16 protein-coding genes and 1 pseudogene are annotated in these 16,867 nt (G+C 27.2%); 6 read left to right on the forward strand and 11 right to left on the reverse strand.

Annotated elements, in window-relative coordinates; genetic code table 11:
* From ACTCCZ_RS12135 to ACTCCZ_RS12150, 4 genes and pseudogenes are all read right to left on the reverse strand, one after another.
* A pseudogene (locus ACTCCZ_RS12135) lies at window positions 1–482 on the reverse strand (sensor histidine kinase); the annotation flags it as partial.
* Window positions 483–509: 27 nt separating this feature from the next.
* Window positions 510–737 carry a hypothetical protein gene (locus ACTCCZ_RS12140; RefSeq protein ID WP_079580279.1) on the reverse strand — a complete coding sequence of 76 codons (228 nt, stop codon included), beginning with the start codon at window positions 735–737 and terminating at the stop codon, window positions 510–512.
* A complete protein-coding gene (locus ACTCCZ_RS12145; protein WP_079580280.1) occupies window positions 709–1,296 on the reverse strand; it encodes an NAD(P)-binding domain-containing protein in 588 nt (195 codons plus the stop codon). The genes ACTCCZ_RS12140 and ACTCCZ_RS12145 overlap by 29 nt, the downstream gene beginning before the upstream one ends.
* A gap of 2 nt (window positions 1,297–1,298) precedes the next feature.
* The gene (locus ACTCCZ_RS12150) at window positions 1,299–2,540 is read right to left on the reverse strand and encodes a uracil-xanthine permease family protein (RefSeq protein ID WP_079580281.1); all 1,242 of its coding nucleotides are present in this window, start codon (window positions 2,538–2,540) and stop codon (window positions 1,299–1,301) included.
* Window positions 2,541–2,658: 118 nt separating this feature from the next.
* Between ACTCCZ_RS12150 and upp the strand changes: the two genes are divergently transcribed.
* Window positions 2,659–3,282 carry a uracil phosphoribosyltransferase gene (gene upp, locus ACTCCZ_RS12155; protein ID WP_079580282.1) on the forward strand — a complete coding sequence of 208 codons (624 nt, stop codon included), beginning with the start codon at window positions 2,659–2,661 and terminating at the stop codon, window positions 3,280–3,282.
* Window positions 3,283–3,286: 4 nt separating this feature from the next.
* Here the strand turns inward: upp and ACTCCZ_RS12160 are convergent, their stop codons facing one another.
* From ACTCCZ_RS12160 to ACTCCZ_RS12180, 5 genes are all read right to left on the reverse strand, one after another.
* Window positions 3,287–4,084 carry an ion transporter gene (locus ACTCCZ_RS12160; RefSeq protein ID WP_159445754.1) on the reverse strand — a complete coding sequence of 266 codons (798 nt, stop codon included), beginning with the start codon at window positions 4,082–4,084 and terminating at the stop codon, window positions 3,287–3,289.
* A 10-nt stretch (window positions 4,085–4,094) separates the two neighbouring features.
* Window positions 4,095–4,481 carry a DUF423 domain-containing protein gene (locus ACTCCZ_RS12165; RefSeq protein WP_079580284.1) on the reverse strand — a complete coding sequence of 129 codons (387 nt, stop codon included), beginning with the start codon at window positions 4,479–4,481 and terminating at the stop codon, window positions 4,095–4,097.
* Between the two features lie 79 nt (window positions 4,482–4,560).
* Entirely contained in the window at window positions 4,561–4,824 is a 264-nt protein-coding gene (locus tag ACTCCZ_RS12170; protein ID WP_079580285.1) for a hypothetical protein, read from the reverse strand.
* Window positions 4,825–4,968: 144 nt separating this feature from the next.
* Window positions 4,969–5,415: a phosphoribosyltransferase gene (locus ACTCCZ_RS12175; RefSeq protein ID WP_079580286.1), complete on the reverse strand. Its 447-nt coding sequence runs from the start codon at window positions 5,413–5,415 to the stop codon at window positions 4,969–4,971.
* 3 nt (window positions 5,416–5,418) lie between these two features.
* Window positions 5,419–6,717, reverse strand: coding sequence for an NCS2 family permease (locus tag ACTCCZ_RS12180; protein WP_079580287.1), 1,299 nt, complete (start codon window positions 6,715–6,717; stop codon window positions 5,419–5,421).
* Window positions 6,718–6,864: 147 nt separating this feature from the next.
* Between ACTCCZ_RS12180 and ACTCCZ_RS12185 the strand changes: the two genes are divergently transcribed.
* Complete coding sequence (locus ACTCCZ_RS12185) at window positions 6,865–7,722, forward strand: damage-control phosphatase ARMT1 family protein (protein ID WP_079580288.1); 858 nt, start codon at window positions 6,865–6,867, stop codon at window positions 7,720–7,722.
* 2 nt (window positions 7,723–7,724) lie between these two features.
* Here ACTCCZ_RS12185 and ACTCCZ_RS12190 read toward each other — a convergent pair whose 3' ends face one another.
* The gene (locus ACTCCZ_RS12190; protein ID WP_079580289.1) at window positions 7,725–8,819 is read right to left on the reverse strand and encodes an aminotransferase-like domain-containing protein; all 1,095 of its coding nucleotides are present in this window, start codon (window positions 8,817–8,819) and stop codon (window positions 7,725–7,727) included.
* 113 nt (window positions 8,820–8,932) lie between these two features.
* Between ACTCCZ_RS12190 and ACTCCZ_RS12195 the strand changes: the two genes are divergently transcribed.
* On the forward strand, window positions 8,933–9,784 hold the full coding sequence (locus ACTCCZ_RS12195) for an AraC family transcriptional regulator (RefSeq protein WP_079580290.1): 852 nt from the start codon (window positions 8,933–8,935) through the stop codon (window positions 9,782–9,784).
* Here the strand turns inward: ACTCCZ_RS12195 and ACTCCZ_RS12200 are convergent.
* Window positions 9,781–11,589 (reverse strand): HD domain-containing phosphohydrolase, encoded by a 1,809-nt coding sequence (locus ACTCCZ_RS12200; RefSeq protein WP_079580291.1) that lies wholly within the window; start codon window positions 11,587–11,589, stop codon window positions 9,781–9,783. The genes ACTCCZ_RS12195 and ACTCCZ_RS12200 overlap by 4 nt on opposite strands.
* Window positions 11,590–11,750: 161 nt before the next feature.
* Between ACTCCZ_RS12200 and ACTCCZ_RS12205 the strand changes: the two genes are divergently transcribed.
* From ACTCCZ_RS12205 to ACTCCZ_RS12215, 3 genes are all read left to right on the forward strand, one after another.
* Complete coding sequence (locus tag ACTCCZ_RS12205) at window positions 11,751–12,092, forward strand: ArsR/SmtB family transcription factor (protein WP_079580292.1); 342 nt, start codon at window positions 11,751–11,753, stop codon at window positions 12,090–12,092.
* 2 nt (window positions 12,093–12,094) lie between these two features.
* Complete coding sequence (locus ACTCCZ_RS12210; protein WP_079580293.1) at window positions 12,095–14,305, forward strand: heavy metal translocating P-type ATPase; 2,211 nt, start codon at window positions 12,095–12,097, stop codon at window positions 14,303–14,305.
* A gap of 162 nt (window positions 14,306–14,467) precedes the next feature.
* Complete coding sequence (locus ACTCCZ_RS12215; protein WP_079580294.1) at window positions 14,468–16,603, forward strand: TonB-dependent receptor; 2,136 nt, start codon at window positions 14,468–14,470, stop codon at window positions 16,601–16,603.
* Window positions 16,604–16,867: the final 264 nt, after the last annotated feature.

Here is a 16,867-nt window from a genome sequence, read left to right on the forward strand (position 1 = left end):
TCATTATCTTTTAATTGGGCTTTTCTTTCTTGGGGTTTTATTCTCTCTTTTTCTTTTTTTGTTTCCCATCTTTGTTTTTTCTCATTATAATAGTATTTTCCATTTACTATTATCTCTCTTTGTTTACTTTTATAAAACTCTTTTAAAATATCTTTATTTAAAGGTATATTTGATAAAAAAAGTATATCTTTATCTCTTTCATATAAAAAATCAGCCACATTTTTTGCTATTTCAAAGGATAATCGCTCTATTGCTAATTGGGATTTTTTATCAAGATTTTTAACACTATCATCTATTGAAGCATTTGCAGTATTTAGTATAATTTCTTTACTTTGGTTATAAAGATATTTTGTACTATTTTTTAAATATTCATCTAATTTTATTACACCTTCATATGAAATGTAAGCAAGTAATAAAAGAGGTATTACCTTAATGAAAATAAAAAGAAGTATTAATTTAGCTTTAATAGTTATATTTTTCATAGTAATTCCCAATGGTAAATTGGGTAATTATACTAAAAAGTAAGTAAATGGATTATCAAACTTGTATTTAAAGTTTAACTTATTTGTTATTTTATCACCTAAAATTATACGATTATTATAATTTTCAGCATACTCAAAGTTTAAAATCTCTATTTGTTTATTTTTTGCTTGATATGAATATAGCTCTTTTTTATTTGGATGCTCTTTTGAACATAAGTTAAAAGTGTCATATTCTTTTAAATTTAATAACTTCATTTATTGCCTTAAGTACATCATCTCTATGTACAAAATTTACTTTTTTATTTGCATCTTTTACTGTTCTGTTTTCAAAATATTTTGCTGCAAATCTATCATATCCCATAAGCCCTGCACATCTTAAAATAGTCAGTTTAGAAAACTTATCTTTACAAGATTGTTCTATTAAATAGACATTTTTTTTACCACAATTATTTTCATCAAGTTTATATGACTCATCAAAACTTCTATTTTCATTTGGATAAATAGAGCTTGAACTAATAAGAATAACATGTGTATTTGCTAAATCTATTTTTGAATAAATTGTTTCTAAAAAATTTAGAAAATTATCTACACTAGAAGGAATTGATATAAGTAAAATATCGCATTTAAAAAAGCTTTGTAAATTATTATTTGAATAGTTTGTATCAATTAAAAAAGAGGAAAAACCCTCTTTTTCTAAACTATCTATTTTAGAACTACTTGTAGTTGAAACATTGACTTTAAAACTCTCTTTTAAAAAAGTTCTTGCAACTTCTAAACCTAACCAACCACAACCTAAAATAGATATAGTTTTCAAAATTAACTTTCTCTTGGTTGTGGTAAAATTAGATTTAAGAAAATTCCTATAATTGCACCAAGTCCTATTCCAGAAAAAGCAACTCCACCAAAATTAAATGTCATTCCACCAATTGAAAAGACTAAAATCATAGCAACAATTGCCATATTTCTAGGGCAAGATAAATCTGTATTTGCTTTAATTAGTGTAGAAATACCAATTGATGCTATAATACCAAATAATAAAAGCATAATACCACCCATAACAGGAAGTGGAATCGTTGCAAGTAATCCACCAAGTTTTCCAACAAAAGCTAAAATAATTGCAGCAATGGCAGTCCAAGTCATAATAGCAGGATTATATGCTTTTGTAACAGTTACAGCACCTGTAACTTCTGAATAAGTTGTATTTGGTGGTCCTCCAAAAAGTGATGCAACAGAAGTTGCTAAACCATCTCCTAAAAGAGTATTTTTAAGACCTGGTTTTTTTAAATAATCCTCTTTTGTTACCTTTGAAATTGCTAACATATCTCCAATATGCTCAATTGCAGGAGCAATTGCAATTGGTAAAATAAATAAAATTGCTTGCCAGTTAAACTCAGGTGCAGTAAACTCTGGAATAACAAACCATGCTGCTTGCTTAACAGGAGTAAAATCAACAATTCCATAATATAAAGAAACAGCATAACCTATAATAATTCCACCTAAAATAGGTATTAATTTAAAAATACCTTTTCCAAGTAATGAAATAAAAACTGTAACAAGTAATGCTATCATAGATATTATCATAGCTTGTTCAACAGGTATAACTTGAACAGCACCATCACCTGTTCTTCCCATTGCCATATGCACAGCAGCAGGAGATAAAATCAAACCAATTGCCATAATAACAGGTCCAACAACAATAGGAGGTAAAAGTTTGTGTAAAAAATTATCACCTTTTAATCTAACTAAAAAACTTAATAGAACATATAAAAGTCCAGCAGCAAAAAGTCCAGACATAGTTGCAGCAATTCCCCATGTTTTAACCCCATGAGAAATAGGAGCAATAAAAGCAAATGAAGATGCAAGAAAAATTGGAGGGATATTCCCTTTTGTAATAAATTGGAAAACTAAAGTTCCAACACCAGCAGTAAAAAATGCAACATTTGGATTAAGTCCTGTTAAAATAGGAACTAAAACCAATGCACCAAATGCAACAAATAAAAATTGCACACCTAAAATTGAATCTTTAACTCTAAACTTATAATCTGTAGGTTTGTTCATATAGCCTCTTGCATGTAAAATTTGAAAATAGTAGCAAAATTTCAATTAATAATTAGTAAATTATATAAGTTTTTTTTAGATACAATTAAGCTTTTAAATAAAATTTTAGGACATATTAATGTATAAAGAGAGTACAAACGCTGTTGTAAAACATCTTATAAATAGACTAAGAGATGTAAGAACAGCTTCAAATGAATTTAGACTTACGATTGAAGAGATTTCAAGAATGATAGTTGCTGAAGCTTTAGCAGATTTTCCAACAATAACAACAAATATTAATACATGGCAAGGTCCTTTGGATGTAGAGATGTTAGAAGTTCAAAAAATAGTTTTGGTTCCAATTTTAAGAGCTGGTGAGCCAATGCTTACAGGAATTTTACAAACATTGCCATATGCAAGAAGTGGATTTTTAGCTATGAAAAGAGATGAGCAGACTTCATTAAGTAAACTATTTTATGAAAATATTCCAGATAATTTAGAAGATAAAACTGTTTTATTACTTGATCCAATGGTTGCAACAGGTGGTTCTTTAATTGATGGAATTGACTATTTAAAAGATATAGGCGCAAAAAAAATCATTAGTTTAAATATTTTAGGTTCTCCATATGGAATACAAAAAGTTCAAGAAGCACATCCTGATGTGGATATTTATATTGCTCAAATTGATGAAAGATTAGACGAAAACAACTATATTAGACCTGGCTTAGGTGATGCAGGTGATAGAGCTTTTAATACAAAGTAAGGAGTTAATCCTTACTTTTTTTTATTTGGTTTAATTCTTCTCTTAAGTGTTTTACTTCACTTAGTAAAATATCTAACTTTTTACTATCTTCATGTATTTCTTGTTTCATATCAGCTTCATTTAATTTTTGCATCTCTCCAATAATAACAGCCACAAATAAATTAAAAAATACAAATGCCGCAATAATTACAAAAGATACAAAATATGCCCAAGCCCAAGGATAAACTTCCATCGCTTCATACATTACATCTGTCCAATCTTCAAATGTAAGTACTCTAAATAGAGTCAACATAGAAACTAAAAAGTCTGACCATAAACCTGATGGAAGTTTTTCAAAGAAAAAGTTTCCAACAATTGCATAAATATAAAAAATAATAAACATTAATATAACAATATCAATTATTGCAGGTATTGCTTTTATTAACATATCTATTATTGCTTTTAATTCTGGACGCGCAGTAAATAATCGAAGAACTCTAAAAATTCTTAAAAGTCTTGCAACTGCTGCGTATCCACTTGATTCTAAAGGTAATAAAGTAATAACTACTATTGTGAAATCAAAAAGGTTCCATCCACTTTTAAAAAAATTAACAAATTTCTTTTCTGCAACCATTTTAATAGCTATTTCAAAAATAAAATAAATAGTTACAAAAGCATCAGCAAATTGTAAAAACAAAGAGTAATTTGTTTCTACATCACCAATTGTTTTAAATCCTAAAACAGAAGCATAAGCTATAATAATAAGAGTTGTTAGGTTTGAAAACCATCTTGCATCTCTTATTTGTTCAATCTTTTCGATCAAATAAAATCTCCTAATTTTTATAAATACTATAAGATACCATCAACCAAGCTATAATTAACAATGTTCCACCAATTGGTGTAATAGCACCTAAAAATGGCATATTTAACACAACTAGAAAATATAATGAAAAACTAAAAATTAAAGTTCCAATTAACACTAGCCATGCAGAAACAATAAGTTTTTTACAATCTGGTTTAAGATATATTATAAAAGAAATAGCAAATAATCCAAGAGTATTATAAAAATGATACTCAACTCCTGTATTATAAGTATCAAGCATAGAAGGTTCAACCATTGCTTTTAATCCATGTGCCCCAAAAGCACCTATTGCAACAGCCAAGGCCATCATAAAAGAAGCAATAGCTAAAAATAGCTTTACATTATCATCAATTTTCATATATTAGTCCCTATTTTTTTTGGGAAGTTTAGCAAAAAATTGTTAATAACTGTTTAATAAAAAGTCTTAATTAACTTTTTTATTTTTCTTCTTTTTTCTTAGAAAAACCTGCGCCTTTTTTCTCTTTTTTCTTTAAATCTAGATCATTGATTAAATTTCTAAAATCAATTCCTTCTTGATTCATCTTTGCAAAACATGCAGCAACAGTTGCAATTGCATTTGGTACTTCTTTTTTCTTTTTGTAAGCTTGAATATTTTTTTCACTTACTTTAATAAGTGCTGTAAACTTTGGAATTGTAAGTTCTGCATCAAGTAATAGTTTTTTGAATTCTATAAATGTCATTCTTATTCCCTGTTTTAATTTAAAAGTATTATACTAAGAAAAAATTAAAACTAAAGTAAAAGATAATTATTTATATATAAAAGTTATAAATTATAGACTAAAAAATAGTTTATATTTTAGGGTACAATACCCTAAAATATGGAGTTATACTACATCAACTTCCCAAAAAAAGTCAATCCACTCTTTTGCTTCTCTTACTGTATAATCAGGTTGTAATACAGCAGATTTTTTATAAAAAATTGTTGCTAATTTGAATTCTACATTAGGAAACTTCTCTTTTAAAACTCTTAGAATCTCTTCCATTGTTTCCCCTGAATCAACAATATCATCAACAACTAAAACTCTTCTTGCATGTGATACATCTGGAATATTAAAAATATTAAATGTATCTAATTTCAATTCACCCTCATAATGAATTGAATTTAATGCATATAAATTTCTCATATTCATAGCTTGTGCCATAAGATGAGATAATGTCAAACCACCTCTTGCAACTGCTAATAAAATATCAGGCTCATACTCCCTACAACTATTTACTAGCTTTTGAGTATCCTTTTTAAATTCTTCGTAACTGTAATAAAATTTTTCCAAAATTTAACCTTGTAATATAAATACTAATAGACTTATTAATGTAATTGTTAAGATTCCAATATTTAAATCACTAAACTCTCTTTTTGTAAGTTTAATAATCGTATATGCTAAAAAACCTGCTGCGATACCATTTGTAATAGAAAAAGTTAAAGGCATTAAAGTAACAATAAAAAATGCTCCTGCACTTGTAGCTAAATCAACTTGTTCGAAATTTATCTTACCAAGTTCTGTAAACATTAGCACTCCAACAACAACTAATACAGGATAAATTGCATTTGATGGAATTGATTTAAAAAGTGGTAACATAAATAGTGTTGTTACAAAAAACATTGCAGTAAATATTGCTGTAAGACCTGTTCTTCCACCCTCTTCTACTCCAGTTGAACTTTCAACAAAAGCAGTTGTAGTAGAAACACCTATCATACTTCCAGCAGCTGTTGATATTGCATCTGCTTCTAAAGTTTTTTGTAAAGACTTATCATCTTTATTTCCACTTTGAAACATATTTGCTCTAGCTCCAATTCCTGTTAGTGTTCCAAGTGTATCAAACATATCAGTAATTAAAAAAGTAATAATAACAGGTAATAAAGATAAAGATAAAGCACTTACAACATCAAGTTGCATAAATATCGGAGAAATAGATGCAGGAGCAGATAAAAAGCTTGTAGGCATTGGATTAACTTCTAAAAACCATGCAACAATTGAAGTAATACCAATAGAAAAGATAAAAGCACCCTTTAATTTATATGCATAAAAAATGAAAGCAAGAACCAAACCAAGAGCACCAATTAAAACATTTGGTTCAGAAAAATCACCAAGTTTTACATAAGTAACCTTATCAGGTACAATCATTCCCATTTGTTTTAGACCTATAAAAGCAATAAAAGTACCAATACCAGCAGATATTGCTCGTCTTAAATTCATAGGAATTGAGGTCATAATCCAAACTCTAAAGTTTGTAAAAGACAAAAGTACAAAAAGTACACCTGATAAAAATACGATACCTAGTGCAGTTTGCCAAGGAATATTCATCCCTAAAACAAGTCCATAAGAAAAATACGCATTTAATCCCATACCAACACTCATTGCAATTGGAGTGTTAGCCCAAAGACCAGAAAAAATTGTAGCTAAAATAGTAATAAGAGCAGTAGCAGTAACAACTGCATCCATAGGTAAACCTGCATCAGCAAGAATAAAACCATTTACAGGAACTATATACATCATTGTCAAAAAAGTAGTAAATCCAGCAGTAAACTCTGTTTTGACATTTGTGTTATGCTCTTTTAGTTTGAAGAGGTTCATAACCAAATCCTTAAGTTTTAAAATAAAGGCGAAATTATACTAAAGTTTTCGTAAATAATATATAAACTAAAGTAAAAATTAAGCTATTAATAACTAAAAAAATAGTAAAACACCCTAACATACAACTTTACAGAGGTAAAAAAAATTATGAATATAACAAATACATGTGTTGAATGCATTATAAATCAAATACAAAAAGCTACAAAATTGTTAGATTTTGATGATAAATCAAGCAAAGAACTTATGGATGAAGTAAATAAAAAAGCGAAAAAATTTGATTTTTCAAGAACTCCACCTTTTGTTGCAAAAGAAGTATATGAACTACTTTCAATAAAAAGTAATTTAAAAGATCCTTTGTATTTGTTAAAACAAAATTCAATAAAAAATGCAATATCTTATCTTCCAATTATAAAAAAGCAAATACAAAATAGTGAAGATAAACTTTTTACAGCAATAAAAGCAGCAGTTGCAGGAAATGTAATTGATTTTGCTGTAACAAAAGAGTTTAGCTTAGAAGATGAGATAAAAACAGTTTTTCATTCACCTTTTTCAATTAATCACTACAAAATATTTAAAGAAGAGTTAGAAAAGCACAATGAACTTCTTATTTTATCAGATAATGCAGGTGAAAATGTATTTGATAAAGAGTTAATAAAAGTATTAAACTTACTATATCCAAATTTACAAATTACATATGCAACAAGAGGTAAACCTATTATAAATGATATTACTACAAAAGAAGCTATTCAAATAGGCATTCATAAGCATTGTAAAGTAATAAGCACAGGTGTTGACACTCCAGGGATGGAAAAATCACAAGCATCAAAAGAGTTTTTACAAATATTTGAAAATGCACCATTAATTTTAGCAAAAGGAATGGGTAATTTTGAGTGTTTAGAAAGTTACAATGATAATAGAATATTCTTTTTATTTAAAGTTAAATGTGAAGTTGTAGCAAACAAAGTTTCAAAAAATTTAGCAGATTTAATACTAAAAAGAGGCTAAGCTTATTTTGTAAGCTCAGCTAAGATTTTTATTCCCTTTTTAGTCTCTTTGAAGTTACAATTTGTAAAATTAAATCTTGCTTCATTACTTTTTTGTTCATCAAAATAAAAAACTTGTGCTGGAACAAATGCAACTTTTTTTTCCAAAGCTTTTGTTGCTAAGTCCATACTATCATTTATATTATTGAATTTTCCATAAATAAACATTCCACCTTTAGGTCTTTTAAACTCAAAGTTTGGAAGATATTTTTCCATGCAATCAGCCATATAATTCATTCTTTTTTTATAATTCTTTGCATTTTTTTCAATATGCTCAAAAATATTATTATCTTCTAAATATTTATCTAAAATCATTTGATTAAAAGTTGATGTATGCAAATCTAAAGATTCTTTTACCACAATTATCTTTTCAATTAATTCTTTATTTGCTCTAATCCACCCAACTCTAAGTCCTGGTGCAACAATTTTTGAAAAAGTACCTAAGTGATAAGACTTATCTTTGTAAAATGAACAGATTGGCTTTTTTATTTTACCCTCAAAGTTAAGCAAGCTGTATGCTGCATCTTCTATCAAATAGGCATCTTTTTCTTTTAATATATTTGCTACTTTTTTTCTTTGCTTTTTAGTATATGTATAAGTTGATGGATTTTGATAATCACTTATACTATATAAAACCTCATCTTTTTTTAATATATTATTTAATTGTTCAAATGTTTTAAAATCTTTTATATTTTTATTCAATATTCTAAATGCAGATAATGCTCCAATATATGAAGGACTCTCCACTATTAAATTATTTACACTTAAACTTTTTAATATAATATCAAAAGCTTGTTGGCTTCCAGTTGTTATTAAAATCTCATCTTTTGTCGTCTTTAGATTATAAACCTTAGTATAAAAGTTGGCTATCTTTTCTCTTAGGCTATCTATTCCTTGAGACTTACTATACTGCAAAGAACTCTTGTCTTTAAGAACTTTTTTAGAGGCTTTACTAATTTGTTTTAAAGGGAACAAATCCTCATTTGGTAATCCCCCTGCAAATGAGATTGTATCTTTATCTATTGCATCTAAAATTTTTCTAATATAAGACCTTTTCATTTTTTTCCCTCAATTTTTATTACGATGAAATTATATATAATTTTTGATTCTATTTCTTTATCTTAAATTGCAATTTTTTTGCTCTATATTGCTTTTTTTGATATAATAACTTTATGAAAAAAGATACAAAAATACAAAGAGCAAATATAGTAAATAAAACACTATTTTATATTTATAAAAATATTGATTCAAATATAACATTAGATGATTTAGCAAAACTAAATAGTGTTTCAAAATACCATTTTCATAGAATCTTCAAAGAAGAAACAAATCAAAATCTATTTGATTTTATAACATCAACAAGATTACAAAAAGCGGCAAATTTACTTATTACAAATACCCATTCAACTATTAGTGAAATTGCAAATACATGTGGATACTCTTCACACTCTTCATTTATAAAAGCCTTTAAACATAAATTTTCATATACCCCTACTTCATGGAGAAAATCAGGGCATATTGAATACTCAAAATTTTTAATTAAAGAGAATAAAACTTTTAAAGATATTAATATGCAAATTGAATTAGTTCCAAAAAGATATTGTGTATACATAAGACATAAAGGTTATGATAAATCAATTAGTAAAATATGGCAAAAGTTAAAAGCATTAGCATATGAATATAAACTTACAAACTATACACAACTTGCACTTTTACATGATAATCCTACAATAACACCTTTAAATGAGTGCAGTTATGTTGCAGCAATTGAGGTTCCAAAGGAGTTAAGCTTTGAAATTTCAACTATGCAAATACCCCAAACCTTATGTGCATCTTTTCATTTAAAAGGAGTATATGGAGATGTATTAGTCTTTTTGAGATATGTTTATCACTTTTGGCTTCCAAAATCTGGATATGAGGCTACAACTTTGCCATCATTTGTACATTATCATAAAAATCATTTTCTAAATGAAAATGAAAATTTTGATTTAACTTTTTATTTGCCTATAAAAGTAGTATATTAAAACTCATCTTCATAATTTTTTTGAATAATTAAAAATTCATCTAAATTACTAAGAAAAATATCTACTAAATTTGGATCAAACTGTTTTGCTCTTTCTTCTTTAAAAAGTTTAAGTATCTTTTCTAATGGCCAAGCCTCTTTATAGCATCTTTTACTAGCTAATGCATCAAAAACATCACAAATTGCTGTTATTCTTCCATAAATATGTGTTTCATCTTTTTTTAAACCTCTTGGATAACCTTTACCATCCCATCTTTCATGGTGTTCATAAGCAATTGTTGCAGCTGCTTTAAGTATTTCTCTATTTGAATTTTTTAGCATTTCATAACCTAGTCTAGCATGCTCTTTCATTTTTGTGTACTCTTCATCAGTTAGTTTTGCAGGCTTTTTTAAAATTCCATCTTCAATAGCTATTTTTCCAATATCATGCACAGGAGAAGCAAGCTTTAAAAGTTCACACTCTTTTCTTGGTAAGCCACATTTTTTGGCCATCAAAAATGAGTATTCTGCAACTCTTTTTACATGATTTCCAGTTTCATTTGATCTGCCCTCACAAATAGTTCCCATAGTGTAAAGAACCTCTTTTTGTGTATCAATAATCTCTTTATTTAAATATATAATCTCACTAACATTGTGTTTTATACTTATATACTCAATTATCTCATCATTTATATTTACTATTGGGATAATAGTAGTATCCATATAGTAAGCTTTTTTATTTTTTGTTCTATTTTTAAGTATGCCTCTCCAAATATTTTTTGATTTTAATTGTTCCCACATATTTTTATAAACTCTTGTAGAAACTTCATCATCTCTTACACACTTAAAAGTATTTCCCAATAACTCATCTTCACTAAAACCTGATACTTCACAAAACTTGTCATTTACATAAGTTATCACGCCTTTTGTATCAGTTCTTGTAAAAGAAGTACTAACATCAATTGCTTTTTCAAACTCTTTTATTAAATGTACCTTTTCACTTAAACCTTTTGAAGTAGTATCTAGCTTATCTTTTAATAAGTTTTTATAACTTTCTATTTCTGTAATATCATGTCTAATTCCTAAATACTCCACAACTTCATTGTCTTGATTTAAAACAGGAATAATAGTCGCATCTACTATATAAAAGCTTCCATCTTTTGCCCTATTTTTTACAATACCTTTCCATGTCTTTTTTTCTTGCTTAATTGTTTCCCACATTTGTCTAAAAGTCTCTTTTGGCATATCTTCATGCCTTAAGATATTATGCTGTTTTCCAAGTAGTTCATTTAAGTTATATTTTGAGATTCTGCAAAACTCTTCGTTTGCATATGTAATTCTTCCTTTTTTATCAGCTTTTGAAAGAATAGTAGAGTTATCAACAGCTAATTTATAATGTTCTAAAACAGAATTAACATATTTTATTTCATATCTATGAGAGAGTCTTTTAATACAAGAGTCAAAAACCTCTTTTAACTCTTTTTTCTTTATTGGATATTGAATATAGTATCTAATTCGAAGTTTTATAGCTTTTATTAAATCTTTTTTCTTATTAAATTTTGAGATTAATATAAAAATTTGGTCTTCATTTATTTTTCTTATTTTTTTTACCATCTTTTTTCCATCTTTATCAGAGAGTAAAAAGTTAGTTAAGACAATATCAAAGTTACCTTGCAAATATAAAGCATAAGCCTCTTCTTTTGATTTACAAACAACAATATCATCTATATCGTACTCTTGTTTTAAAAGCTCTAATAATTGAGAAATACACTCATCATCATTGCAAACAAAAAGAATTGATAATTTATTATTTTTATTATTTTTCATAAAATAGACCACTTTACTAATATAATTTAATTATTTCATATACTTATAAATTAAATAATTATATTTGATTTTACTTAATTATATTTTAAAAATCTAATCTATTTTTAAGAATCCTTATCATATGATTACATATTCATATGTACATATAATAAAGGAATAAAATGTCAACAGAATGTTGTGATCACTCAAAAGAAGTAGAAAAAGTAAAAAAAGTTTTAATATGTGATGAAACTTTATATGATGTGGCAGAGCTATTTAAAGCCTTTGCTGATACTACTAGAATAAAAATTATTGCTGTTTTAAAAGAAGAAGAGTTATGTGTTGGAGCAATAAGTGAACTTATAAATGTAAGCCAATCTGCTGTTTCACACCAATTAAGAGTATTGAAAAATTCAAAAATTGTAAAACCAAGAAGAGTTGGAAAGCAAATGTTTTATTCACTAGATGATGAACATATTAAAAAAATATACGATATGGGATTAGAGCATATAATAAAAGGATAATTATGCAAAAAGTTAAATTACAAAATCTTGATTGTGCAAACTGCGCAGGAAAAATTGAAAAACGATTAAATGAATTAGATGAACTAAATAATGTTAAATTAAACTTTTCAACTTCTACATTAAGTTTTGAACAAACAGTAGAAGAAAATTTACTTGATAAAATAGAAAAAGAGATTCAAAAAATTGAAAGAGAAGTAATCATTGAAAAAGATAATATTAAACAACAACAAAGAAGCTTTTGGCAATTAGTTGATAAAAAACTTTTAGGTATAACTATTGTTTCACTTGTTTTAACATATATTTCATACAATTATATACAAAATGAAACGCTTCAACTTGCAGTATACTTATTAGCATACTTTTTAGTTGGTTGGGATGTTTTATACAAAGCTGTTAAAAACTTAACAAATGGAAAACTTTTTGATGAACACTTTTTGATGGGAATAGCAACAATTGGTGCTTTTGCCTTGGGTGAGTATGTTGAGGGGATTGCTGTTATGATATTTTATCAAGTGGGTGAAATGTTCCAAGCAGTTGCTGTTAATAACTCAAGGGATAGTATTAATTCATTACTTGATATAAAACCTGAATTTGCAAATGTAAAAGATGGTGAAGAGATTGTTCAAAAAGCACCTGAAGAGGTTAAAATTGGTGATACTATTTTAGTTAAAGTAGGAGAAAAAGTTCCAGTTGATGGAGTATTATTATCAAAGAATAACTCTTTTGATACAAGTGCAATAACAGGAGAGTTTAAACCTAAAAATATCAAAGAAGAACAAGAAGTTTTAAGTGGATTTATAAATACTTCAAAAGCTTGCTATATAAAAGTAACTTCACTATACAAAGACTCAACTGTTGCTAAAATCATAGAACTTATAGAAAATGCTTCATCAAAAAAAGCAAAAGCAGAAAAATTTATAACAAAATTTGCAACTATTTATACTCCAATTGTTGTAGTATTAGCTGCACTTTTAGCAATACTTCCTCCACTATTAATTGAAGATGCACAGTTTGCAGATTGGGTAGAAAGAGCATTGATTTTCTTAGTTATTTCTTGTCCTTGTGCTTTAGTTGTATCTATTCCATTATCGTTTTTTAGTGCAATTGGTGCAGTATCAAAAAGAGGAGTACTTGTAAAAGGTGCTAATTATATAGAAAAATTAACAGAGATTCAAAATATCATTTTTGATAAAACAGGTACACTAACACATGGAGTATTTGAAGTTACAAATATAAATAGTAAAAATATTTCAAAAGAAGAACTTTTAAAATTTGCTGCTTATGCAGAGAGTTTTTCAACCCATCCAATAGCAAAATCAATAGTAGAAGCTTTTGATAAAACAGTAGATTCTAAACTAATAACTGAACATGAAGAGTTAAGTGGTCTTGGAGTAAAAGCAACAATTGACAATAAAGAAATTTTAGTAGGAAATAAAAAACTTCTAGATAATTTTAAAGTTACTTATGATGAAATAAAAGAAGATTTAAATGTTGTATTTATTGCAATAGATTCTAAATTTGCTGGGTATATTGTAGTAAGTGATATTATAAAAGTTGAAGCAAAAGAGGTAATTCGTGAGCTAAAAAGTTTAAATATTCATAAAACATATATGTTAACAGGTGATAAAAAAGAGGTTGCTTTAAATGTTGCAAATCAATTAGGAATTGATGAAGTAAAATATGAACTTTTACCTCAAGAAAAATTAACAAACTTCCAAGCCATAAAAAAACAAACAAATAAAGTTACAGCTTTTGTGGGAGATGGAATAAACGACGCACCAACATTAGCAAATTCAGATGTAGGATTTGCAATGGGTGGTGTTGGAAGTGATTTAGCAGTTAAATCTGCTGATGTTGTTATTTTAAATGATAATATTAAATCAATAAGTGATGCTATTAAAATTGCTAAAAAAACAAAAGTTATTGTATATCAAAATATTATTTTTATAATGGCTATAAAAGTTGCATTTCTTGCTTTAGGTGCTGGTGCTATGATTAGTATGAAAGAAGCAATTTTTGCTGATGTTGGAGTAGCTTTACTTGCTATATTTAACTCTATGAGAATTTTAAAAACAATAAAAGATAAACCAAAACAATCAACTTGTCAAGATAATAGTTGTGATATGGAAAAAAAACAAAAAATAACAAACTTTAGTGCTACACAAAAAGATAATTGTTGCACAGACACAAATTGTTGCTCAACGAAAAACTAAAGGGATAAAATCCTTTAGTTTTCATATTTCTTTAACTCTTCTCAATATTTAAATAATTTTAAAGTGTATTAGAATTTCTTAAGCTTTCCTATGTAATAATCCGCGCCCAAAAATATTATTGATAATTATTATTAATATTATACACATACACAAAGGAAATTTATGAAAAAATTAGTTACTTCATCTTTTGTAGTAATGCTAAGCTTAACAACTGCACAAAGCTTACTTAATGCAAAATCCCTTGAAAACAAAAAAAGTAACAAAGAGAAAAAAGAGTTTAACGCAGTCCTTCCAACTGTTTATATTGAAGCTATGAAAGAAGACGATATAACAAAAGGATATGTAAATTATGAAAATGCTTCTATTACAAGAAATAATATGAGCATAAAACAAACTCCTATGACTATTGATACTTTAAATATTCAAAAAAACAAAAACTATGGAACAAATGATTTAAGTTCAATACTAGAAGGAAATGCTGGTATTGATACTACATATGACATGAGAAGTGATAATATTTTTATTAGAGGTTTTAGAGCTGATACAAATGATATTTATAGAGATGGTATTAGAGAAAGTGGACAAGTAAGAAGAAGCACTGCTAATATTGAAAGGGTTGAGATACTAAAAGGACCTGCTTCATTGCTTTATGGAAGAAGTAATGGTGGAGGAGTTATTAATATGGTAAGTAAATATGCAAACTTTGATAATTCTAGTAATGTTGGTCTTTCAATGGGCTCTTGGAAAAATAAAGGAGCAAATTTAGATATAAATCAAGTAGTAAATGAAAATGTTGCAATTAGATTTGTAAGTGATGTGACAAAAGGTGAAACTTTTAGAGATAGCATTCAAAAAAATATAGAAAATGAAAGTAAAATGTTCTCTCCAAGTATTACTATTACAAACAATGATAATTTAAAATGGACAGCTCAATATACTTATGATTATGCAAAAAGAACACCTGATAGAGGTCCAAATAAGACACAATATGACCTAATGGGTATATCTTATGACAAAGCTTTTGCTCACAATGGAGATTATGTAAAAGATAGATTACAAATATTAAGATCTAGTTTAGATTATCAAATAAATGACAAATGGAGTTTAAACTGGGCAGCTGCATATAGAAAAGCAGAACAAAATTTTGACCACTATTTTTTAGGTACTTATAGTACTTCAACAAAACTATTAAGCCAAAACTACGCATGGCAAGAGACAGAAAATAAAACAATTTCAAATACATTAACACTTAATGGTGAAATAAGAACAGGAAATATCTTACATAACCTAACTTTTGGAGTTGATTATAGTAAAGAGAATAGAAATCCAAAGTTATATAGTGAAAAAGAGATCCCTTTTAATCCTTTTGATTCTTCATCATGGACAAAAATTGAGAAAAAGAATGCAACAATAAAAAATGAACATGAAGGCATCTCAAAAGGTATTTTTTTAGAAGATATTATCTCTTTAACTCCTTCTTTAAAACTAGTTTTAGGTGGAAGGTTTGATAAATACTCATTTAATTCTACAGATATTTCAAATAATCATAGCTCACATGATGGTGATTCATTTAGTCCAAGAGTAGGAATTGTTTATGATATAAATGAAGATCATACTATTTATACTTCATATAATAAAAGTTTCTCACCTTATGGAGGAAATAGTTATTTAGGTGTAAGTGCTAGTGATGATTCTAGCACTTTTAACGATGAGCCTGAATACAATGAACAGTATGAAGTAGGAATTAAAAGTGATTGGTTTGATAATAAACTAAGTAGTACTTTTTCTTTATATCAAATTGAACATTTTAATATTAGATATAGACCTGATTGGGAACCTGATTTAACAAAATGGTATCAAAGAGGAAAAGAGAGATCAAGAGGAGCAGAACTAAGTATAATTGGTCAAGTTTATGAAGACTTTTATCTAAGAGCTTCTATAGGAACAATGCAAGCAAAAGTTATAAAAGATAAATCAAATCCTGATAATGAAGGTAATTACTTAAGTAACACTGCAAATATCAATGGAAATATTTTTGTAAGATATGCACCTTCATCAAAAAACTTCTATACAGAACTTGGAGTTACACATGTAGGAAAAAGATACTTCTATGATAAAAGTGGAAATGAAAGTACTTTAGATAGTTTCAATAGAGTAGATTCATTATTAGGTTGGAAATATAAAGATGTAAATATTACACTTGGTATTTTAAATCTATTTGATAAAGATTATTGGAGATCAAGTACAATGCCAGGAGCATCAAGATCAGCAACTTTAAGACTTAATTATAAGTTTTAATAACTTATTATGCACTCCCTCTTGGGAGTGATTAAAAAAGACCTTTTTTTATTTATAGCACTCTTAATTAGGTAGTATTTCTCAAGGTCAGATTAAAGGATTTTCAGATGTCTGATTTTAGTTATAATTAGTTACTTGACACAAAGTTTCTAACACTCCATTCTCTCACCCTCTAGTAAACTCTTTGCCCTTTGTAGAATAAATAACTCTCTTTCCATATAGCTCATATTCATCTTTTTTCTCATTTGAAGGTTTATTTACAAA

The organism is Malaciobacter sp. (assembly GCF_055140965.1).